Origin of the sequence: Microcystis sp. M_QC_C_20170808_M9Col, from assembly GCF_007095495.1 — a bacterium.
Lineage (GTDB): Bacteria > Cyanobacteriota > Cyanobacteriia > Cyanobacteriales > Microcystaceae > Microcystis > Microcystis aeruginosa.
In genome coordinates, this window is record NZ_SFBZ01000324.1 from 1 (window position 1) to 22,650 (window position 22,650).

Annotated in this window: 22 protein-coding genes; 10 read left to right on the top strand and 12 right to left on the bottom strand. The window is 43.3% G+C overall.

Annotated features, from left to right (window positions below; translation table 11 throughout):
- Positions 1-106: 106 nt before the first annotated feature.
- From EWV68_RS20630 to EWV68_RS20645, 4 genes are all read right to left on the bottom strand, one after another.
- Positions 107-415, bottom strand: coding sequence for a TPM domain-containing protein (locus tag EWV68_RS20630; protein ID WP_287170894.1), 309 nt, complete (start codon positions 413-415; stop codon positions 107-109).
- On the bottom strand, positions 412-1,674 hold the full coding sequence (locus tag EWV68_RS20635) for a vWA domain-containing protein (RefSeq protein WP_287170895.1): 1,263 nt from the start codon (positions 1,672-1,674) through the stop codon (positions 412-414). The genes EWV68_RS20630 and EWV68_RS20635 overlap by 4 nt, the downstream gene beginning before the upstream one ends.
- Positions 1,675-2,095: 421 nt before the next feature.
- Positions 2,096-2,911, bottom strand: coding sequence for a prohibitin family protein (locus EWV68_RS20640; protein ID WP_287170897.1), 816 nt, complete (start codon positions 2,909-2,911; stop codon positions 2,096-2,098).
- A 556-nt stretch (positions 2,912-3,467) separates the two neighbouring features.
- Entirely contained in the window at positions 3,468-4,691 is a 1,224-nt protein-coding gene (locus EWV68_RS20645) for a methionine gamma-lyase family protein (protein ID WP_159251844.1), read from the bottom strand.
- Between the two features lie 119 nt (positions 4,692-4,810).
- On the opposite strand from EWV68_RS20645, the gene EWV68_RS20650 reads away from it, so the two are divergent.
- The 4 genes from EWV68_RS20650 (at position 4,811) to EWV68_RS20665 (ending at position 9,898) form a co-directional block, all read left to right on the top strand.
- Positions 4,811-5,644, top strand: a complete 834-nt coding sequence (locus EWV68_RS20650) for an acyl-CoA desaturase (protein ID WP_002795871.1) — start codon at positions 4,811-4,813, stop codon at positions 5,642-5,644.
- Between the two features lie 613 nt (positions 5,645-6,257).
- Positions 6,258-7,430 (top strand): 1-deoxy-D-xylulose-5-phosphate reductoisomerase, encoded by a 1,173-nt coding sequence (dxr, locus tag EWV68_RS20655; RefSeq protein WP_287170898.1) that lies wholly within the window; start codon positions 6,258-6,260, stop codon positions 7,428-7,430.
- A 485-nt stretch (positions 7,431-7,915) separates the two neighbouring features.
- Complete coding sequence (gene proA, locus EWV68_RS20660) at positions 7,916-9,211, top strand: glutamate-5-semialdehyde dehydrogenase (protein ID WP_061432314.1); 1,296 nt, start codon at positions 7,916-7,918, stop codon at positions 9,209-9,211.
- Positions 9,212-9,226: 15 nt separating this feature from the next.
- Positions 9,227-9,898, top strand: coding sequence for a riboflavin synthase (locus EWV68_RS20665; protein ID WP_287170899.1), 672 nt, complete (start codon positions 9,227-9,229; stop codon positions 9,896-9,898).
- Positions 9,899-9,960: 62 nt separating this feature from the next.
- Here the strand turns inward: EWV68_RS20665 and EWV68_RS20670 are convergent, their stop codons facing one another.
- Both EWV68_RS20670 and EWV68_RS20675 read right to left on the bottom strand, forming a co-directional pair.
- A complete protein-coding gene (locus EWV68_RS20670) occupies positions 9,961-10,431 on the bottom strand; it encodes a PIN domain-containing protein (protein WP_287170900.1) in 471 nt (156 codons plus the stop codon).
- Complete coding sequence (locus EWV68_RS20675) at positions 10,431-11,606, bottom strand: ImmA/IrrE family metallo-endopeptidase (protein ID WP_287170901.1); 1,176 nt, start codon at positions 11,604-11,606, stop codon at positions 10,431-10,433. Before EWV68_RS20675 ends, EWV68_RS20670 begins: the two co-directional genes overlap by 1 nt.
- Before the next feature lie 243 nt (positions 11,607-11,849).
- Between EWV68_RS20675 and ahcY the strand changes: the two genes are divergently transcribed.
- From ahcY to EWV68_RS20705, 6 genes are all read left to right on the top strand, one after another.
- A complete protein-coding gene (gene ahcY / locus EWV68_RS20680; protein ID WP_061432318.1) occupies positions 11,850-13,127 on the top strand; it encodes an adenosylhomocysteinase in 1,278 nt (425 codons plus the stop codon).
- A gap of 249 nt (positions 13,128-13,376) precedes the next feature.
- Positions 13,377-13,982 (top strand): DedA family protein, encoded by a 606-nt coding sequence (locus EWV68_RS20685; RefSeq protein ID WP_287170902.1) that lies wholly within the window; start codon positions 13,377-13,379, stop codon positions 13,980-13,982.
- 142 nt (positions 13,983-14,124) lie between these two features.
- Positions 14,125-14,424, top strand: a complete 300-nt coding sequence (locus tag EWV68_RS20690; protein ID WP_008206929.1) for a hypothetical protein — start codon at positions 14,125-14,127, stop codon at positions 14,422-14,424.
- Positions 14,421-14,702, top strand: coding sequence for a type II toxin-antitoxin system VapC family toxin (locus EWV68_RS20695; RefSeq protein WP_287170903.1), 282 nt, complete (start codon positions 14,421-14,423; stop codon positions 14,700-14,702). Before EWV68_RS20690 ends, EWV68_RS20695 begins: the two co-directional genes overlap by 4 nt.
- 374 nt (positions 14,703-15,076) lie before the next feature.
- Entirely contained in the window at positions 15,077-15,274 is a 198-nt protein-coding gene (locus EWV68_RS20700) for a hypothetical protein (RefSeq protein WP_002789758.1), read from the top strand.
- 144 nt (positions 15,275-15,418) lie between these two features.
- Positions 15,419-15,754, top strand: a complete 336-nt coding sequence (locus tag EWV68_RS20705) for a type II toxin-antitoxin system VapC family toxin (RefSeq protein WP_287638588.1) — start codon at positions 15,419-15,421, stop codon at positions 15,752-15,754.
- Between the two features lie 169 nt (positions 15,755-15,923).
- On the opposite strand, the gene EWV68_RS20710 is transcribed toward EWV68_RS20705, so the two are convergent.
- From EWV68_RS20710 to EWV68_RS20735, 6 genes are all read right to left on the bottom strand, one after another.
- Positions 15,924-17,426, bottom strand: a complete 1,503-nt coding sequence (locus EWV68_RS20710; RefSeq protein WP_287170904.1) for a protein kinase domain-containing protein — start codon at positions 17,424-17,426, stop codon at positions 15,924-15,926.
- A gap of 790 nt (positions 17,427-18,216) precedes the next feature.
- Positions 18,217-19,164 (bottom strand): F0F1 ATP synthase subunit gamma, encoded by a 948-nt coding sequence (locus EWV68_RS20715; RefSeq protein ID WP_002800073.1) that lies wholly within the window; start codon positions 19,162-19,164, stop codon positions 18,217-18,219.
- Between the two features lie 191 nt (positions 19,165-19,355).
- Positions 19,356-20,864 (bottom strand): F0F1 ATP synthase subunit alpha, encoded by a 1,509-nt coding sequence (gene atpA, locus EWV68_RS20720; protein WP_061432321.1) that lies wholly within the window; start codon positions 20,862-20,864, stop codon positions 19,356-19,358.
- A 68-nt stretch (positions 20,865-20,932) separates the two neighbouring features.
- Complete coding sequence (gene atpH / locus EWV68_RS20725; RefSeq protein WP_061432322.1) at positions 20,933-21,481, bottom strand: ATP synthase F1 subunit delta; 549 nt, start codon at positions 21,479-21,481, stop codon at positions 20,933-20,935.
- A complete protein-coding gene (locus EWV68_RS20730) occupies positions 21,482-22,024 on the bottom strand; it encodes a F0F1 ATP synthase subunit B (protein ID WP_061432323.1) in 543 nt (180 codons plus the stop codon).
- Between the two features lie 126 nt (positions 22,025-22,150).
- On the bottom strand, positions 22,151-22,582 hold the full coding sequence (locus EWV68_RS20735) for a F0F1 ATP synthase subunit B' (RefSeq protein WP_002795845.1): 432 nt from the start codon (positions 22,580-22,582) through the stop codon (positions 22,151-22,153).
- Positions 22,583-22,650 lie beyond the last annotated feature (68 nt).

The following is a 22,650-nucleotide window of genomic DNA, read 5'->3' on the forward strand; positions in this document are numbered from 1 at the left end:
TCCTTCTTGTAGTACATCGCTTGGTACAAAAAACAAGGGCAACAAAGCCTGAAACGACCGGCTCCTGACTCCTGACTCCTGACTCCTACCCCCAGGAAAAACTTTTTCAGCAGACCCTAAATAGGGCTGTGGCGTAGGCTTTGGGGGTAGGATAGGGTAAGGTATTGGGGACGGTGACAACAGCAATTTCGGCGCTGGTTTCTGCCTCTAATTTGGCTATATCATCGGAAATTTGCGTAACAGCCGCCCGACTTAAAAGATTAGCTCGATCGCTGACCCATAATCCCCCTTGCGGATTTAGTTTCGGTATCTGTTCAATGGGAATAGCGTTGACTAAGGAGGGCAAAATAACAGGGGGAAGAGCGAACATTGTCACCAGAAAAATTCCTAGGGGCAAGGGGCGAATTTTAATCATTTTCCTGCTTCTCCGTCGGTTTGTAGTCTTGTTTTAGCAATAATGCGGGTTTTCTTTAAATCTCCCTCGCTCAATTCTTCTCCCACCTGTAAACGGGTGGCATTAGTTTGGAGGACAGTGGCGGCATTTTTTTCTCCCAATTGTAGGGCTGTTTTGGCCGCGGTTTGTAGCATGGTGGCGGCGGCTGCTCGATCGCCCTGTTTTAATTTTTCTTCAGCGATTTGGGTTTGACGATATTTGGCTAAAGTCAGAGTCGATTTCTGAACTTGCTCGTTTAATTGGGATTGATAGATAGCTTGGGAGGCGATATCAAGGCTAACAGTCGCAGTTTCTAGCCCTTTTTGACCGGAAGCGGGATCATCGTAGCGAATCTTCACCTTAGCTATGGTATGAGTACCGGGGGGAATTTGGTCGATATAGAGATTGAGGAGGATAATTTTTTCTTCATCTATCATTAAATCACCCAAACGGGTGATGTAAAAATTGCCCTCTTTTTGTAGGCTCATTTCTATAGTTTCTGGGGCAACTTGGGCAATGGGTTTTAACTCCGCTAAATGAGTCCGAGCATCTAATTCTAATTGCAGGAAAGCGTTAGTTAACCGGACAGATTGCAAACGGTTAAATAGACGAGTAAATTCAATTAAAGCCTGTTCGGGTCTTTCGATATAAGATAAACTTCCGCCAGCGATATCGGCAATTTTTTCTAGGATATCTTGATTCCAATGATCGCCAAAACCGAAGGTATTTAAGGTGATGCCGTACTCGGCCGCCACTTCGGCTAATTTTAAACAGCGTTGATTATCTCCGTGTTCATTTTCACCATCGGTAAGCAGAAAAATATGAGATACATAACCTTTGCTGCCGCTGGAACTTTCTTGAATGCCTAATTTTATCCCTTCATCGATCGCTGTACCTCCTCCCGCTCGTAATTGTTGAATTTTTGAGCGAATTAAGGTCAGGTCATCCTGTCGCGATTGGGAGGGAAGAATAACTTTGGCGCGATGATCGAAAGCTATGACCGAGAGACGATCGTTAACCCCGAGGGATTCTATTAAACTGAAGGCCGCTTTTTTGACCGTTTCTAGCGGTTTTCCCTGCATAGAACCGCTATGATCGAGAACTAAACAAAGATTAATCGGTAAATTTGTGTTGATCTGTTCACTGGTGGCGGCGATCGAGAGCATCAGTTGACGTTGACTGCTGCTTTGATTAGCATCGATATGACTATCACTCAAGGCCGATTTTAGAGTTACCCGCATAAGAGTTTTTTTATCGTGGTCGTTGATATTTATATTGTAATGAGTATAGTTAAATTTGTGCTTATTTTCCCGTCTGGCATCGAGTTAGACAAGTTCGAGCATTGAGTGCATCTCATTTTTGTCAATCTACGATGCACACCTGTGGTTGTTCATATATTGGTAAGTACCTAAGCAAAATTAATTATACATTTCGATAAAGCTTTTGCCTCTTGCCTCTTGCCTCTTGCCTATCTTCACTAGGAAATTTATTTTGCATGACTACTTAATAATTTAAGAGTCACTGATAATTCCCGATTGTCGATATTTCTACAAAGTTAAGATGCGGCCCCAGCAGTTCTTGTGGGAAATTTTACCGTGGCTGGTCGGACTTATTCTTTCGTGGAAGTCATGGCAAAATCTCTTTAACGCGAACTAAAGTTATTTACTCTTTTTGAGATGATAATAAATTGGAATCGATGTTAATCAGGGGAAGGGAGCCTGAACCAGTCATGACGACAGGAAAACGTCCATCCCACTTTTCGATTGCTCGTTGTTGTAAAATTTCTGCTGTTAGGTTTTGGCGCAATAGTTTTTGAGCTTCTGCCTGTCCCTTTGCGCGGTTGATTTCCGCTTTCGCTTCCTGTGCTGCTTGTTGTGCGCGAAAAGCTGCTTCTTGTGCCTTTTGTTCTGCTACTTGTTTGGCTTCAATCGCTGCGTTAAACTTTTCAGAAAAACCAAAATTAACGAGAGATACATCATTGATAATTATCCCATAACGTCTTAGTCTTTGGGCGAGGGAATTGTCAATTTCACGTTTGAGTTCTCCTCGCTCTTGCAAGATATTTTGTACGGCACGTTGTGCTGTTGCCGCTTTGACAATTTCCGATACTGCTGGGTTGATAATACCAGAGACAATCTCATTGATATCCCCAACTTGTTGATAAATCTGATTGACTTTGTCGGGGTCGATGTGCCAGTTAACGATAATAGTTGTTTCCACATCTTGCAAATCTTTAGAAGCTCCTTTTGCCTTTACTTCCGTTGTTTGCACTCGAACGTTGATGGGCTTGATCTTGGTGACAATCGGTATAACGGGATGAATTCCTTCATCGAGGATTTGTTTTTGCACTTTGCCAAAGTACATGACAACGCCGCGTTCGCCAGTATCAATAACGGCAAAAGGGCGCAGTATGGTAGTAAAAGCTAATATTAAAATTCCCCCCGCCATTAATGGTATTATATTGCGATTGTAATTCATGACAACTCCTTAGATATTTGATCGGTTTTATCGTACCACTGTTATTATAAGTAAGTAATCTCAATTAATTTTTAGATAAGTACCTAAGCCAAATTAATTACACATCTAAGCCACTACTCCGTCAGACTTCTGGTGTGAGGAAACAGTGAACTGAAAACTCAAATCCGATCCCTAATAGCTGTCTCCCGTATCCCGTATCCCGTATCCCGTATCCCGTATCCCGTATCCCGTATCCCGTATCCCGTCTCGGAGTCTCCTGTCTCGACTAGGAAATTAATTTTGCACGACTGCTTAGTGGGACAAGCTTCTGGTTCTTTGTATTTTATCTTTAATTGTAATTGGCTACTTAGTTGATGATAGGTGGTGCGTTACTTCAATCATAGTCCATCACACAATCACAGTGGATGATAGGTGGTGCGTTACGAGGGATTGTTACCTTCCAGTCACAGCAGCAATTTTGGCCGTCTAACGTACCCTACGTTTTACTTTTTGTTAACCACAAAGACAGGAAGTTAGGAATTTAACTAGGGGAGAGAAGGAAGGTGAGAGGAACCATTCAAGATAAAGCTGCGATCGCTTGTTCTAGGGCCAGGGAAATATGAGTCCAATGGGTTCCTCCCTGACAGAAAACGATATAGGGTTCCCGTAGGGGTCCATCGGCGGAGAATTCCGAGGTGCTACCATCGATAAACGTGCCACCAGCCATCACTACTTGGCTCTCATAGCCCGGCATTTGGGCAGGAATGGGATCCAAGTAGGAACCGATGGGAGAATAGGCTTGAATGGCTTTACAGAAGGCAATCAGCTTATCGGGGGAACCGAGTTTAATCGCTTGAATAATATCGCGTCGAGGCACAAAAGGGGCAGGATTGACCGGATAACCCAACTTATCGCCCACATAGGCAATTAAATGACTGCCTTTCATCGCTTCTCCCACCATTTGCGGTGCTAGAAACAATCCCTGATAAAGGAGACGATTTTGGTCAAAAGTTGCCCCTCCCTCGCTACCGATCCCCGGTGCTGTCAGACGATAGCAGGCCATTTCCACTAATTCCGCTTTACCTGCTATGTATCCCCCGGCCGTGACGATTGTACCTCCGGGATTTTTAATTAGAGAACCGGCCATCAGATCTGCCCCCACGTCGGTGGGTTCTTGGGTGTTGATAAATTCTCCATAGCAATTATCGACAAAACAGACGGTATTCGGGTTTTGTTGTTTAACTATACGGACAATTCTCTCGATTTCGTCAATAGACAAACTCGATCGCCAGGAATAACCGCAGGATCTTTGAATATGGACTAAACGGGTTTGGGGTTTCACTGCTGTGGCCAAAGCCAACCAATCGATCGCACCGGTAGAATCTAGCTCTAATTGCCGATAACTAACGCCAAAATCCTTTAAAGAGCCTTGACCACTGCCCCTAATCCCAATTACTTCTTCTAGGGTATCGTAGGGCGCACCCGCTACCGCTAACATCTCATCCCCCGGTCGAAGAACCCCATACAAGGCACAGGCGATCGCATGGGTTCCTGAAACAAATTGTACTCGCACCGCTGCCTTTTCGGCCCCCAGGGCTTGGGCGAACACTTGATCTAAAGTATCCCGTCCCAAGTCATCATGACCATAACCACTAACACTAGCAAAATGATGCACCCCGACGCGGTTTGCACGGAAAGCAGCGAGGACTTGACGGAGATTTTCCTTGACCTGTGCGTCAATTTCCGAAAAGATGGGGAGTAAGGCCTTTTCTGCCCTGTGGAGTAGAGAGGGGATATCCATCAAACAATAGACTGTGATATTTGTTACTATTTATTAAGCGTCAAAGTTCCCCCTGTGTCAAATCGAGACAGATAAGACAATGATGCTCTGTCTCCTGTTGTTTCCCTTTGGGTTATTCAATGACTGTTGCGACTTCCGAAAAACTTCCCATTGACTGGGTGACTCTCATCTACATGGCTTTTATCCACTTAGTGGCTCTTTTAGCCTTCTTGCCTAGCAATTTTAGCTGGGGTGCAGTGGGAGTGACATTGATTCTCTATTGGATTACCGGGGGTTTAGGAATTACCCTCGGTTTTCATCGTCTGGTCTCCCATCGGAGTTTTAAGACTCCCAAATGGCTAGAATACTTTCTGGTTTTCTGCGGGACCCTCGCTTGTCAGGGAGGTGCGATCGCATGGATAGGTTTACATCGTATTCATCATAAATATTCTGATACTGCTCCCGATCCCCACGATTCTAATAAAGGTTTTTGGTGGAGTCACATGGGTTGGATGCTGCACGAAATTCCTGCCGACGAAGAAATCGCTCGTTTTACCCAAGATATCGCCGACGATCCTTTCTATAAATTCTGTCAAAATTATTTTGTTCCTATCCAAATTGTTTTAGGCTTAATTCTCTATGCTATGGGCGGTTGGCCGTTTGTAATTTGGGGAATTTTTGTTCGCTTGGTCTTAGTTTTCCACTCCACTTGGTTTGTCAATAGCGCCACCCACAAATTTGGTTATGTTAGCCATGAATCCCACGATAATTCTAAAAATTGTTGGTGGGTTGCTCTCTTAACTTTCGGTGAAGGTTGGCACAATAATCACCATGCCTATCAGTATTCTGCCCGTCATGGCCTACAATGGTGGGAAGTTGACCTGACTTGGATGACCATTCGTCTGCTGCAAATTCTGGGACTAGCCACTAATATTAAGTTACCCCCCACCACGGCAACGGCGACAGAAAGTTAGTTTTATCCAGTTGTTAAATAGGGGCTGCTGAAAAAGTTTTTCGTGGGGGCAGGGTGTGGGGTGTGGGGTGTGGGGTGTGGGGTTTTACCCATTTTCAGGTGGTCAATTACCTAATTTTCAGGGAAAAAATCCAACCCTAAATAGATTATAAATCTAGCCGAACTTAAGTTTAAGTTCGGTTATTTTTTCGGCGACTTAACCCAAATCTGACGGCTTTTCCCACGGCACAACTGAGGAATATAGGTACGGCGAATCCTCCCCCAAAAAAAAGAATTAAGGACAGAATCCCTTTCATGAATGCTGCTGCTGCCGAACATTGACTGGGGAGAGCGCAACTCATCCCAAGAGCGAAGGATAACCAAACAAAAAAGAAAACACACAGGGGAAATAAGAGGCAAAAAACCAGACCCCCCGCTAGACAGCCTAATCCATTGGCCGTTCTATTCGATTTCTTCTCTGTCACCATCTCTATCGCTGACTCTTTCTAACCCATAGCACAAAAAAGTCAAACTAGCAACTTTTTTAACAAATATTTAATATTTACTCTGATGTGCCGGAAAGACCCCGGAGAACGTATATTTAAAGCTAATCCCCAAATTATATTAAGTTTCTAATGAAAAAAATCTCGATTTTAGGCTCTACAGGCTCGATCGGCACTCAAACTCTCGATATTGTCACCGATCATCCCGATAAGTTTCAAGTGGTAGGATTAGCCACGGGTAATAATATTCAACTACTATCGGAGCAAATTCGGCAATTTCGCCCGCAAATCGTGGCGATTAATAACGAAAGTCAACTAGAAGACCTAAAAAGCCTAATTTCCGACCTTGACTATACCCCGATTATCCTAGCAGGAAAGGAAGGAGTAATCGAAGTGGCCCGTTATGGCGATTCCGAAAGCGTCGTCACGGGAATTGTCGGTTGTGCGGGATTGCTGCCGACAATTGCCGCTATTACTGCTGGTAAAGATATTGCCCTCGCTAATAAAGAAACCCTGATTGCTGGCGGTCCAGTGGTGCTGCCTTTAGTGGAAAAACACCGAGTTAAATTATTACCTGCTGACTCGGAACATTCAGCTATTTTTCAATGTTTACAGGGAGTTCCCACTGGGGGATTAAAAAAGATTATTCTCACCGCTTCTGGGGGTGCTTTTCGGGATTTACCGGTGGAAAAATTGCCGCAAGTAACCGTAGCTGATGCCCTGAAACATCCTAACTGGTCGATGGGCAAAAAAATCACCATCGATTCGGCTACTTTAATGAATAAAGGTCTAGAAGTTATCGAAGCTCATTATTTATTTGGTGTAGATTATAATGCGATCGATATTGTTATTCATCCTCAAAGTATTATTCACTCTTTAATTGAGTTACAGGATACCTCGGTTTTAGCTCAATTAGGCTGGCCAGATATGCGTTTACCCCTGTTATATGCCTTGTCTTGGCCTGAAAGAATTTATACCGATTGGGAACCTTTAAATTTAGTTAAAGCCGGCAGTTTAACTTTCAAAGAACCCGATCATCAAAAATATCCCTGTATGGGATTAGCCTACGCAGCTGGCCGCGCGGGTGGGGCAATGCCAGCAGTATTAAACGCGGCTAATGAACAAGCGGTAGCGTTATTTTTAGAAGAAAAGATTAGTTTCTTAGATATTCCCCGGGTGATCGAAAAAGTTTGCGATCGCTTTGCAATTCATAACACTTCTACCCCTAGCCTAGATGACATTTTAGCCGCCGATAATTGGGCGCGTCAAGAGGTATCTAACTGTCTGATTACCAATCTGGTCTAGATAGTCTAGTTCTGTAGGGATGTTAACTCTAATTTCTCTACAGGTCTAGGATAGAAAAATCACTAATTTCGGCTATTTTTTCTAGTTAACTAGATTTATGATGATCATGACAAAAGTTGATAAGTAGCTGGTTATAATTAAATTAAAAATGGATTTTAGGTTCGATCCCCCCTGCCCCCCTTGATAAGGGGGGTGCCGATAGGCGGGGGGATCTGATAACTTTTAACGCCTACCTACTTAACCTTCAATAAACCTCTTGCCTAATTAATTTTTTAGGTTTCAAAACCAGCAAAAATAAGGATTAAATTGCCTAAAATCCGTAAATAGACCATTTAATTGATTATTATTGATTCTTAATTCTCCTGACTACTGACTCCTAACCCTAACAACAATTTTTGATTTTTACAATGAGGTGTAATGACCCTGAAACTTGATCAAAAATAAGATAAAATAAACAAGATAGCGGTTATTACTTTTAATTTTCTATGGTTACAACTTCTCTATCCCTCCCCGAAATCGCCAGAGAAACCCGTCAAGCGAGTCGTCAACTGGCTATCCTGACTAACGAAGAAAGGAATGAAGCTTTAGAGGCTATTGCTGAGGCTTTAACTGCCAATGCCGATAAGATACTAGAAGCTAATATCGCCGATGTTCAAACTGCCAAAGCGATGGAATTATCCCCAGCTTTATGTGCGCGATTAGAGTTAAGTCCCAGCAAATTAAAAGCCGCTATTGCCGGGGTGCGAGATGTGGCTAAATTAGCGGATCCTTTAGCTACGATGCAAATTAATCGGGAATTAGATCAAGGTTTAATTCTGCGGAGAATAACCTGTCCTTTAGGGGTTTTAGGCGTTATTTTTGAAGCTCGTCCCGATGCTTTAATTCAAATTACCAGTTTAGCGATAAAATCCGGCAATGGCGTTATTTTAAAAGGGGGGAAAGAGGCGCTCCGTTCTTGTCAAGCTTTAGTAACAATTATTCATCAGGCATTGAGTCAAACTAAAGTTAATCCAGCAGCGGTACGATTATTAACAACACGAGAAGAAATTCAGGAACTCTTAAAACTTGATCAATACATCGATTTAATAATTCCTAGAGGTTCTAACGAATTTGTGCGTTATATCCAAAATAATACCCGCATTCCTGTCCTCGGTCATGCCGATGGTATCTGTCATCTCTACATCGACAAAGAAGCCGATTTAAGCAAAGCAATTAGAATTACCGTCGATGGCAAAACCCAATATCCTGCCGCTTGTAATGCCATTGAAACTTTATTGGTTCATCAAGACATCGCTAGACAATTTTTACCCGCAGTAGCCCGAGCATTAGAGGAAAAAAAGGTTAAATTGTTGGGAGATGAAGCAACTCGTCAGATGATTAACGTGCCATCGGCCACAGAAGAAGACTGGCAAACCGAATATAGTGATTTAATTCTGTCAATTAAAATTGTTGATAGTCTAGAATCAGCGATCGAACATATTAATTATTACGGTTCTCGACACACGGAAGGCATTGTCAGCGAAAATCTTAACACGGCCAAAACCTTTAGCGATCGAGTCGATGCCGCCGGAGTTTTTCATAATTGTTCCACCCGATTTGCCGATGGTTTCCGTTACGGTTTTGGGGCCGAAGTGGGTATCAGTACCCAAAAAATGCCCCCCCGTGGTCCGGTGGGATTAGAGGGATTAGTGACCTACAAATATCAATTAGTGGGAGATGGTCATATTGTCGCCGATTATTCCGGGGAAAATGCCCAATCTTTCACTCATAAGGATTTATAGTCGAGAAAAAAGCCGATGTTTACAGGATTAATTCAAGCCTTGGCAACGATTCGGGTCGTGGATACTGATAGACTATATTTGTCTGTATCCTCTGATACAATTATCCGAGATTTAATGATTGGTGATAGTGTGGCTGTGGATGGGGTTTGTTTGACAGTCGAGGAAATTCTCCCAGAGGGTTTTCTGGCCACCGCTTCCCCGGAAACCCTACAGCGCACTACTTTGGGACGAAGGATTAAAACAGAAACCAACGTTAACCTAGAAACCTCTTTGCGGGTGGGTAGTAAAATCGGCGGTCATTTTGTCACCGGCCATGTGGACGGTATTGGTTGTTTAGTCGAATCGATAATCGTGGCTAATTCGTGGGAAATGACCTTTGCTGCCCCTAGTTCCCTAGAAGAGCAGTGGAATAACTACATAGCTCGTTATATCGTCGGTAAGGGCAGTATAGCTGTTAATGGCATCAGTTTAACCGTGGCCGATTGTGATGCCTCCAGCAGCTGGTTTAAAGTGGCAGTCATCCCCCACACCTACGCTGAAACCAATCTTTCCCATTTAAAATTAGGCGATTGGGTGAATCTAGAAGGGGATATTTTAGGCAAATATGTGGAAAAATTGCTAGGAATGCGCTCTTATCACGCTCCTAGCGAGATTAGCCTAGAATTTCTGGCTGAACATGGTTATTAGTTTTCCAGAAAAAGCCTTTTCAACATATAAATTTATTGGCAATTTATCCATTAATTTTAGTTTTAAAATTGCCAACCTTCTCGCTCCATTAAACCCTGAACATTGGTACAATCGATAGAAAAGTGTTGACAGACGGTGGGGGTTTTGGGAGCATTAGGCTTTAAGGCTTCTTCGGTAATTACGCAACCGTCTTTTATCTTGGCACAGGCAATAATAAATGGGTCAGCCACTGGTTTTCCTTGTAATCTTGCTTTTTGACTCACTAAATCCTTAAAGTTTCTTATAGAAAAAATTTCAGGAATAAATAAAGTTTCCTGAGCAGTGGGTGGTAAAAATATTTGTTTATTCGAGTCTATCCAATCTAAAACAAATTGTTTATTATTGCCATATTCTACTTCTTTAAGCACTTCGCGTACTGATTGTAGTTTACCTTCTGACACAATCAAATCGATTTTTTGCCAAACGGTAGGAAAACTTTTGGGAAAATAGTTTCCTAAGACCTTAAAACTACTTTTGTCAAAAATGTAAACCATCAAAACAGTCCTTTGTCTAATAAATATTGTTCAATTTTTTCCACCGTAGCAACTTTTTTAATGTTTAGATAATCAGCAACACGCTCGATATCGTATTGGCCTTGATAGTATTTATTGAACACCAGTTTTAGGTAATTTTCTCCCAAATATGTCGCCTGATTAGCATAGGGATTACCTCCAGATTTTTTATTTTTGTCCTGATTTTTTCCCACCTGCTCACTGTACCACTCGTTTACTTTAAGAGTATATTCTTTCTGGGAGATTAAGTTATTATCTAATAGTTTTCGTAAAACTACTTCTCGACTAACCTTATAATCACTGGAAATTTTCGAGATAATTTTATCGTTAACTATTGTTTCTCTAATTATCTCAGAAAAGACATGATTAGGAAGCAAAAACTCCGCAGCAAATTTATTACAAAATATCTCGATACTTTTATTTGCTCCCTGCAAACTATTAATATATCTATCGTCAGACTTAGTAATTCCATTAGTCTGCAAAAGAATATGTGCTAATTCATGAAAAATGGTAAATATTTGTCTAGATTTTTCCGTGCTATTATTAAGATAGATGATCGGAAATTCAATATCTATCAAGCAAAATCCCGAAATTTCTCGCTGCTTAAAAGAACGCTTAAAAATAAAAATACCGGCTTCTTCCACGGCACTCCGCCATTTTTTTAAGGCAGTTTCCTGATCATTCCAGGTCAGTTGTTCTTCTAGAGTAACGTTTAAATAATTTCTGATCTGTTCGGCTAATATCCTTAAATCATCACTAGAACTAACCGCAATATCCTGAAAGATTTTCTTGGTACTAGGATTAATACCATTATTAATTTCCTGTAGCGACAATTGCATCGCTTTTGCTTGTCGTAAAGCATAGATAGTATCGGCGGCCAGGTTTTCGATTTCAAAGTCTGGCAAAGTTCTAAATTCTTGTTTTTCCTCCGCTTCTAGGGGAGGTTCTGGGAAAAAGAATAAAGCGAGAGGACGTTTATATATTTCTGCTAACTTTTCCAATTGACTATAAGTAGGAAAGTCCTCTCCTGACTCCCATTTCTCGATAACAGAAACCTCTTTTTTCAACTTGACCGCCACAGACTCAAGAGAATATCTCGCCCTTTCTCTTGCCCATTGGATTATCTTGGGATTAACGCCTGTCAGTTTGTCGCCCATCAGTTCATCTTATCATCACCAGATAGAGATTTCTAGCTTGATTTAGATCATACAGTAGTTTTATTGTACTATATAATTACCCAAAATAGAGACAATGTACCGATTTCTGGATAGGTCAGTGAGGGATTGATAACTTTTTCCTATATAAAAAACCAGCCGAAAGCTTGACATTAGCCAAAATACCCAGACAATGTTAAGTTAAATTAACCAATAGCCGAGGCTTGTATTTAAGGAAAACCCCTTATGGTAGCAACACCAGTTCAACAGAAATACGACATTAAAGATATTAGTTTAGCCCCCATCGGCAAACAACGCATCGAATGGGCCGGACGGGAAATGCCCGTTTTGCGTCAATTAGCCGAACGTTACGCCATCGAAAAACCTTTTGCTGGACTGCGTTTAGTCGCTTGCTGTCACGTTACCACCGAAACCGCTAATTTGGCCATCGCACTCAAAGCCGGTGGCGCTGATGCGTTATTAATTGCTAGTAATCCCCTTTCTACCCAAGATGATGTGGCCGCTTGTTTAGTCGCTGATTACGGCATCCCCGTTTATGCAATCAAAGGGGAAGATAACGACACCTATCACCGTCACGTTCAAATCGCCCTCGATCACAAACCCCAGATTATCATCGATGATGGTTGTGATGTAGTGGCCACCCTGGTTAAAGAAAGAAGTCACCAATTACCCGACATTATCGGTACTACCGAAGAAACTACCACCGGTATCGTCCGTTTGCAAGCCATGCTCAAAGCTGGGGTGTTATCCTTCCCGGCAATGAACGTTAACGACGCAGAAACCAAGCATTTCTTTGATAATCGCTACGGTACAGGTCAATCTACCCTTGATGGTATCATTCGCGCCACTAATATCCTCCTTGCCGGTAAAACCGTGGTTGTGGCTGGTTATGGTTGGTGTGGTAAAGGTGTGGCTATGCGGGCCAAAGGTTTAGGCGCTAATCTAATTGTCACCGAAATCAACGCCGTGCGCGCCATTGAAGCAGCGATGGACGGTTTCCGGGTTATGCCCATGGATGAAGCCGCTAAAGAAGGCGATATCTTTATCACCGTCACTGGTAACAAGCACGTTATCCGGGCCGAACATTTTGACCTGATGAAAGATGGGGCGATTGTTTCCAACTCCGGTCACTTTGATATTGAAATCGACCTGCAAGCTTTAGGCGCAAAAGCCGATAATGTTAAGGAAGTTCGCAACTTTACCCAACAATATAGCCTAAAAAGCGGTAAATCCGTCGTTGTTATCGGTGAAGGTCGCCTAGTTAACCTCGCCGCCGCCGAAGGTCATCCTAGCGCCGTTATGGATATGAGTTTCGCTAACCAAGCGATCGGTGTAGAATACTTGGTTAAAAATAAAGGTAAATTAGCCCCCGGCATCTACTCAATTCCCTACGAATTAGACCAAGAAATCGCCCGTTTGAAACTGCAAGCCATGGGGATTGAAATCGATACTCTCACCGAAGCCCAATTAGAATATATCAACTCCTGGACTTCCGGAACCTAATATCAGTTATCAGTTATCAGTTATCAGTTTTCAGTCATCAGTTTTTTAGCCGTCAGGAGTCGGTCGTCAGGAGTCGGTCGTCAGGAGATTGCTTTGATTTATTCTTGCCACTCCCCCACTTCCCCACTCCCCCACTTCCCCACTTCCCCACTTCCCCACTCCCCCACTTCCCCACTTCCCCACTTCCCCACCCCTAACACCCAACCCCCTTTTTTTACTTTTAAACTGTTTTCTAAATCATCAAAAAATATGACTGAATGGATTACAAATACAATGACTTCCATGGGCTATTTAGGCATAGCCCTATTAATGTTTTTAGAGAATCTTTTTCCTCCCATTCCCTCAGAATTAATTATGCCCCTGGCGGGTTTTACCGTCCATGAGGGACAAATGCAATTTATTCCGGCAGTGGTAGCGGGGATTTTTGGTACGGTCATCGGAGCGCTACCTTGGTATTATCTCGGTCGGGTTGTGGATGAGGAAAAAATCGAAAAACTAGCCGATAAATACGGCAAATGGATTACCGTTTCCGCTAAAGATATTCAAAAAGCTAATCAATGGTTTAACCGTCACGGTAGTAAAGCGGTTTTACTCTGTCGTTTGGTCCCCGGAGTGCGAACTTTGATTTCCCTTCCCGCCGGGATGAATCACATGGCGATGATTCCCTTTTTAGTTTACTCCACCATCGGCACGACCCTCTGGGTCGTTTTTTTAACGGCAGCAGGTTACTTTTTAGGGAAGAATTACCCACTTGTGGAAGAATATCTGGCTCCCGTCTCAAAAATCGCCCTACTTGTCCTGGTTATCTGGTTTATCCTCTGGATTGTCCGCAAACGTAACCGCCGGTATGAGTAAGTTTTGATGATAGGTGGTGCGTTACGACGGATTGTCACCTTCCAGTCACAGCAGCAATTTTTGCCGTCTAACGCACCCTACGTTTTACTACGTTTTACTGCTTATAAAGGGGCAAAAGGATAAGAATATACGAGGTTTTAATATGCCAAAAATTAAACTAAGTTCTCAGATTGGTAGAGATGGAATCTTACATTTAGATATACCGTCCGATTTTAAAGACACTGAAGTAAATGTTACAGTAACCGTTGAAGCGGTTCAAGAAGTCAGTGAAGATTTAGCAAGTAGAAAAGAGGAAAGAAAACCTCGCTATAATGCCTGGGGCAACCCAGTAGTAGAGCAATCTATTACCCAAGCTATTTCAGGAATGCGCCGCCTTCAAAAAACTGTAGCTTTACCTAAAAGTGAAATTCGTGCCATGCGAGAAGAAGGGAGGCGGTTTTGATTGAGTTCGTTTTAGATTGTTCGGTAGCAATTAGCTGGTGTTTGGTCGATGAAGATAACGATTATGCTAACGCAGTATTAGACATAATGCCAAACGCCGAAGCATTTGTTCCCGAAATTTGGTCTTTAGAGATTGTCAATACTCTCCCAGTCGCAGAAAGAAGAAATCGGATGACGGTCGAGCAAACTCAAGCATCGATTAATTGGTTACAGTCTTTACTTATTACTATTGATTCTTTAACTTCAGTCCAAGCTTTTGGCAGGACTTTAAGTAGGTAGGCACAATTATTTGTAGGATGGGTTAGCGGTAGCGTAACCCATGCGGGCGTTGGGTTTCATGCTTCAACCCAACCTACGTTCATTTTATATTTAATTCCACCCACCCAACAAAAATTAGCTTCTTATGATGCTGCTTACTTAGAACTTGCTTTGCGCTTAGATTTACCATTGGCTACCAATGATAAGCAATTAATAGATGCAGCATTACGCTGTCAGGTAGAATTACTTAATCCCGCTCTAAATTGAACAAAGTTAGTTTTATCACCCGAATATTCCTTGACTTGGTGGCTCTACCGTACTTGTGATGATAATATATAATGATGGTCTATGACAGAGAGAAACATTAAATACTGTTTGGTATTAGGAGAAAAGCTGTGCCACTGATTAAAATACCAAGGAATTATCTGATTGCTGAAGATGAAAATTTTATTACAGCAGACGTGCCAGATTCACTGCTTCAGCTTTGGCAAAAAGATTATCAAAAGGTGGTTAAAGCCAAAGGTATTCTTAAGGATAAAAAAGCGGCAATGCTATCTCATGTAGAGTCTCTTCGTCGGGAGTGGGATGGATGAAATACGTCTATGATACCAATATTTTTAAGTAGGTAGGCACAATTATTTGTAGGATGGGTTAGCGGTAGCGTAACCCATGCGGGCGTTGGGTTTCATGCTTCAACCCAACCTACGTTCATTTTATATTTAATTCCACCCACCTATATAGTTACTTCTTTTTTCTCCCAAGCTTTTTTGAGTTTGCATCAGATTTTTATCTCACCAATTGTCAGAATTGAGTTACTCAGTTTTCCTACTTTGTCTAAGGAAGAAGAGCAGATAATTGAAGATTTACTCTCACAGTTTGAATTAATTCCCATATTGAGAGAAATTGAAGATCTGACTATTCAACTGAAACGACAGTATAAAATCAAGATTCCCGATGCCATTATTGCCGCAACAACATTGAGCCAAAATGGATGTTTGGTCACTAGAAATGTTGATGATTTTAAGGGGATTTCCAGTTTAAATATTAAAAACCCGTTTATTGATGAGGGGTAAATAATAGTAGAAGAGCGAGAATTAAAAGTTGACTTATCTGCAAAGTAGCTTACTACTGGAAACCGATAGCTTGATGACAGCAACCAGTGCCAGGTATTGAAGTAGGAAAAAGCCTATGTTTTCGTTCTAGAAATCTCCAAAAATAAGCTTGACAAAAGACCTGATATCGTTATATCCTACAGGTTACAAGTCTTTGTAGGAGAGAAAAGAACCGGCACTTAACACCACCTTCAAAACTCTGATTTTGACTAACCACTGTGCGAGGAAGCAAAAATCCAGGGAGGTGAGCTTTGGGGGCTTTCTGCAAATCAAAGGTTAGGTCATAGTCTTCGTAAGACAACCACTTCCTCCTAAATATACCTTTTCTCCAGCCGACGTGATCGCTGAACTTTCTCCACATTTCGTGATCATAGACATAGATTCTTTGCTTCGTAAGACTCTCATAGATTTCTTTCTGGACGCTGAAGCCAAATTTGCCGTTACTGTAGTGTAGCCAAAGTTGGTTAATAGTTCGTAAATCTTCACAAGGGAAATCATGAATATCATCTATTCCCAAGAATCTTTCCCTTTCCCTTCGTGCGACTTGAAGCATAACTTTACCTGTTTCTTGGTCTGCTTCTTTCCAGTTTCCTGCTGCTAGGAGTTGCTGTAATTTGGAGTAGTTAACACCTCTAGCACTTTTAAGCACAATATTAGCAGCAACTTTAGGCGGTGGTGGTGTTTGAATAACGGGGGTTGCTGGTGTTGGAGAATAACGGGGAGTTGCTGGTGTTTGTATCGAAGTTGCTGGTGATTGTCCCGTCAAATCTTGTAAAATCTCCCGCGCTGACTGATAACGCTTTCTTGTCCCAAACTCGATCATTTTATCAAGAATGCGCCCTAAATCATCCCGAACATTATTATTAACTAAAAACTGTCGCCAAATCCATTCATGGTCACTGGTATCAAATAAATCAAAGGGTGAAATCTGAGTCAACAAATAAATACAAGTGACTCCTAAACTATACAAATCACTAGGATTGTTTGGCTTACCGTTAGCTTGTTCTGGCGCGACATATTCCGCTGAACCGATTACCGTACCAGTAACAGAACGGTTAAGAGGTGTAACAACTCTAGACGCGCCAAAATCCACTAAAACCGCTTTCTTGTCTGAGTTACGTCTAATAATATTTTCTGGTTTAATATCTCGGTGAACTACTCCCTGACTATGAATAAAATCTAAAACCGGCAAAATATCCGTTAATAAAGCTTTAATCTTGGCTTCATTAAATACCCCCTGGCTTCTTAATTCTTGTTCTAAATTCTGTCCTTCAATATATTCTTGTACCAAATATTGACGGTTATCATCATGATTGAGATAGGCGAAAAGTTCAGGAATTTGGGGATGTTTTCCTAATTTTTCTAATTGGATTGCTTCTTTTTCAAATAATTCTGAGGCTTTCTCAATTGTATCAGTCCCTTGAGCCGAGGGAAAAAACTGTTTAATCACACAATAAGGTCGAGAAGGCTTACTGTAATCTATCGCCTTAAAAGTGCGACCAAATCCTCCTTGACCAATTAATTTAATTGCTTGATAACGCTCTTGTAAGAACAATTTCGAGCGGCATTTTTCACAGAATTTATTGCCATCTGGATTGGCGGAGGAACAATTAGGATTGAGACACAGACTCATGGTTTTTACTCCTTTAAGTAGTTGGGTTGACGTTAAAAAAGTAGCTCTCTTAGGTTTGGTGGGTAAAATGTATTCTAAGATACAGTACTGCCGGCAAGCGAGTGGAAGGAACCACAGAGACACAGAGGACACAAAGATTGATCGATTCTACAGTAACTTAAACTGATCAGACAAAGAATAAGAGAGCCACTATCAGTGTCATCCAAGATTTGTAGCGGCCAGTGCCTTCGTAGAAAAAGAAGAGTCTGCATAACTGAGAATGATAGGAATTGTCGGTAATGCCTCATCCTCAGAAAAGGGAAACTCAACTGTACTAGGCATGAGCAGATGCCCCTTGGTCATCCTCAATCATCTGCCCCAGGATGTTTGCAGCTTCCATTGCGTCGTAGGGCGACCAAATTGGGTACTCTGATGCGGAGAAGATGACTTGTAGTTCAGCGTCTGGGATTTGTGTGGCTAGGACTTTAAAGAGTGATAATTTGTCTGACTGGCTCAGATTGTTGACCAGAGGAATTAAGTAGGTAGGCGTTAAAAGTTATCAGCTCCCCCCAGCTATCGGCACCCCCCTTATCAAGGGGGGCAGGGGGGATCGAACCTAAAATCTATGTTTAATTTAATTATAACCAGCTACTTAACTCAGCGAGTGACATGGTTTAAACTTCTAGAGGTGCGAGAATGAATTGACCATCCTTAGGTGTTCTTCGTCCCTACTTTTTCAGCAAACCCTATATAAAAAAAGGAGTGAAAATAATCACTCCTACTGATAATCAAAAGAAAAACAGGCTTAAACCTAGAGAGCGTTGGCTCCCGCTACTACTTCTAGCAATTCTTGGGTAATAGCGGCTTGACGCGCCTTGTTGTAGGTACGGCTTAAAGTCCCGATTAACTCGCTGGCGTTCTCGCTGGCGTTGCTCATGGCCGTCATCCGGGCTGCTAATTCACTCGCTGCCGATTCCTGGAGAGCGCGCAGTAATTGGTTATTTAAGTACAAAGGTAGGAGAGAATCGAGGATTTGGACGGGATTCTGCTCAAAAATCATGTCTTGGGGAAAAACCTGCGCCGGTTGGCTGGCCATTTTTTCCCGTTGTACCTTAAATTTTCCTTCTTTAGTCACCAAACGGAAAATCTCGTCATCCTGTACCGCTAAACCTTGGGTAGTTAAAGGTAACAGGGTTTGAATCACCGGAGTGGCACTGATCAGGGAGATAAAACGAGTATAAATTAACTCGACCCGATCGACTGTTTCCGATAAAAATAAGGAAAGCAATTCATCCCCAATCGTGCCAGCTTCATCGGCAGTGGGAATCTGTTCGAGGTTGATAAATTTAGCGGCAATGGGAGCATTCCGGCGCTCGAAATATTGTGCCGCTTTCCGGCCGGCAACAACTAATTGATAGTTAATCCCTTGCTCTTTTAATTCATTCATCCGTTGTTCGGCACGACGGATGACGTTAGTATTATAACCGCCACAAAGACCTCGATCGCCTGTCACTACCAACAGAGCCACGGTTTTTACTTCCCGTTGGGCCAGCAGGGGTAAATTAACATCACTAAAGGCTAAACGACCTTGCAGATTATAAAGGACCTGAGCGAGGGCATCGGCAAAAGGACGGGTACAGAGAACTTGTTCTTGGGCGCGGCGCACTTTTGCGGCCGCCACCAGACGCATGGCCTCGGTAATTTTTTTGGTATTTTTGACCGATTGAATTTGGTCGCGAATCGCTTTGAGATTAGGCATAATTCAGTTATCAGTTATCAGTTATCAGTTATCAGTCATCAGTCAAGATTCGGGGTTTAGGAGGGAATGGAGAGGTGGGGAAATAGGGAAATCGGGAAATTTCAACTAATACCCCAAAACCCCAAAACCTCAACACCCCATCCCCTAAAACCTAACCCCCATTACCAACATTCATTTACTGATTACCAAGATTATTTAAAAGCCTGTTTATACTCGTTGATGCCATCTTTGAGCAGGCCTTCCGCTTCGTCGTTGAGTTGTTTTTCAGTGCTGACGATCTCAACGTAGCGAGGTTTGCTGGTTTTCAGGTATTCCCGTAAACCGGTGCAGAAATCGATAACTTTATCGGTGGCGATATCGTCGAGATAACCGTTTAAACCGGCATAAACCACCGCCACCTGTTCCCAAACGGAGAGGGGGAAGTTTTGGGGCTGTTTGAGGATTTGACGCAGACGTTGACCGCGAGCGAGTTGTGCTTGGGTGGCCGCATCAAGGTCAGAAGCGAATTGAGCAAAAGCTTCTAATTCGTCAAACTGGGCTAATTCGAGTTTTAATTTACCAGCAACTTTCTTCATCGCTTTCGTTTGGGCCGCCGAACCCACGCGGGATACGGAAATACCAGCGTTAATAGCGGGACGGAAACCAGCGTTAAAGAGGTCGGTGGAGAGGAAGATCTGACCGTCAGTAATCGAAATTACATTGGTGGGAATGTAGGCAGAAACGTCACCGGCTTGGGTTTCGATAATCGGCAGGGCGGTCATGCTGCCACCACCGAGGGCATCGCTGAGTTTAGCGGCGCGCTCTAGTAAACGGGAGTGGAGATAGAAAACGTCGCCGGGGTAAGCTTCCCGACCGGGAGGACGACGCATGAGCAGGGATAGCTGACGATAAGCTTGAGCCTGTTTGGTGAGGTCATCGTAGATAACTAGGGTCGCTTTGCCTTTATACATGAAGTATTCGGCGATTGAAGCTCCGGTGTAGGGGGCGATATACTGGAGAGTGGCGGGGTCGTTAGCGTTAGCGGCCACCACCACGGTGTAATCCATGGCACCTCTTTGGGTGAGGGTGTCGATTACTTGGGCGACGGTGGAGGCTTTTTGACCGATGGCGACATAGACACAGATCACGTCTTCGCTTTTCTGGTTAATGATCGTGTCAATGGCGATCGCTGTTTTACCGGTTTTTCTGTCACCTATAATTAACTCCCGTTGACCACGACCGACGGGAATCATGGCATCGATAGCGGTAATGCCGGTTTGCATCGGTTCACAGACGGATTTGCGAGCGACAATACCGGGGGCGGGGGATTCCACCAGACGGGTTTCGCTGGCGAGGATTTCCCCCTTCCCGTCAATGGGACGACCGAGGGCATCAACCACGCGGCCGACTAAGGCGTCACCCACGGGAACCTGAGCGATTTTACCGGTAGCTTTCACCGTACCGCCTTCTTTAATCCCGAAACCGTCACCCATTAACACCGCGCCGACGTTATCTTCTTCGAGGTTAAGGGCGATGCCGACGGTTCCATCTTCAAATTCTAATAGTTCTCCCGACATGGCCTGTTGTAGGCCGTAGATGCGGGCAGTACCGTCACCCACTTGCAGGACGGTTCCCACGTTGGAGACCTGTACTTCTTGGTTATAGGATTCGATCTGTTGACGAATAATCGTGCTAATTTCGTCGGGTCTGATAGCTACCATAGTTTAATCTGGGAAAAGGTAAAAAATTAGGAGGTGAAAAAACGGCAAAAAAGGGAGATTAGATGGCCTTAGCGCAGGGAGAGGCTGAGGCGTTGTAGTTGACCGCGAATGCTGGCATCAAAGACCTGAGAACCGACTTTGATCACCACACCACCGATCAGGCTGGTATCAACTTTGGTTTTCAGTTCGACCACATTCGCCCCGGTTAGGGTTTTCACTTTGTCGATGACGATTTGTTTTTGGCTATCGTTCAATTCGGTGGCCGAGGAAACTTCCGCTAAAACGGTGTTAGTCAGCACTCTAGCCAGGGTGAGATATTGTTGACAAACGGGTTCTAAAAATTGAATCCGACGTTTATCGACTAATAACATCATGAAGTTAGTTAAATAGGGATTGGCACTGCTCCCCATTACTTGGGAAAGAACGGCTTTTTTAGCTTCTTCTTTGATCACGGGATTGCCGATAAACGCTCTTAGATCGGGAGCATTTTCCAACAATTCTAAGAGGGATTTAATTTCGCCGCCGATCGCTTCTAATTGTCCGCTGCTTTGGGCGACGGAAAGTAATGCTTGGGCGTAGGGTTCGGCGATTTCTGAACTGATTAAACTTCCCTGCATCTATTTACCTCCTAGGTTGGCCAAACTGCGATCAATTAGGGTTTGTTGTACCGATTCTTCCAGGCCGGTGCTTAACTGGGATTCCACATTAGCTAAGGCTAAAGCGGTAATTCTTTGGCGTAATTCTACTAAAACGCGATCCTGTTCCGCCGAGAGATCTTTAGCGGCACTTTCGCGCATTCTTTGAATATCGAGTTCGGCTTGGGCGGCGATGTCGGCGGTGACAGCTTTAGCTCTAGATCGAGAGTTATCGATAATTTTTTCCGCCTCTTGTTTTGCCAGGGCGAGTTTTTTCTGTTCTTCGGCGAGGGCGGTAGCGGCAATATTTTTCCGGTTTTCAGCTTCGGCTAAAGCTTCCGCAATCTTCGACTGACGTTCTCCGAGGATTTGTCCGAGAACTTTGCGGCCGTAGAAGATGATTAAACCGAGCAGAATCGAGAGGTTAAATAGGTTAGTTCCTAAGATATCGGTGTTGATGCCGAATCCCTCTGCTGCCGCTTCCTTCGCCTCCGTGGCTAATAATAAAACTGTGTCGATGATCATGATTATTGAGGGCGGGGAGTAGGTTATTCAGTTATCAGTTATCAGAGGTAAGTTTCCAGTCTTCTAACTCCTGAAGACTGAGTTCTATCTTTTCACTGATCACTGTTATTAACCAATGGCTGGTGTTTAGCGAACGAGTTCGGGGCCGAGGAGTTTTTCGAGAATTTGACGGGAAAGAGAGGCCACTTGTCCTTCTAGAGAACGAAAGGCTTCTTCTTTCTGTTGGGCAATTTCGGCGGCGACGGCTTCCTTACGGGCGATCGCTTCTTTTTGGGCTGCGGCAACTCGTTCGCTGGCTAGTTTTTGGGCCTCGGCTTGCGCTTGGGCGATAATCTCTTGGGATTGTTTACGGGCTGAACTTAATTGCAATTCGTACTCTTGTACCAGTGCTTCGGTTTTGGCTAGTTGTTCTTTGGCTCCGCTTTCTGTTTGCCGAATATACTCCGCCCGTTCATCTAAAACTTTACTGAGGGGTTTATAAAAAACGGCGTTCAGGATCACTGCCAAAAGAATAAATTGTAGTGCCATCACTGGCAGGGTGGCATCGAAATCAAACATTGATTTATTCCTGATAAATAGAAGCTATAGGCAGGTTCAAAAAAGGAAGACGATCCCCCTGCTTTAAC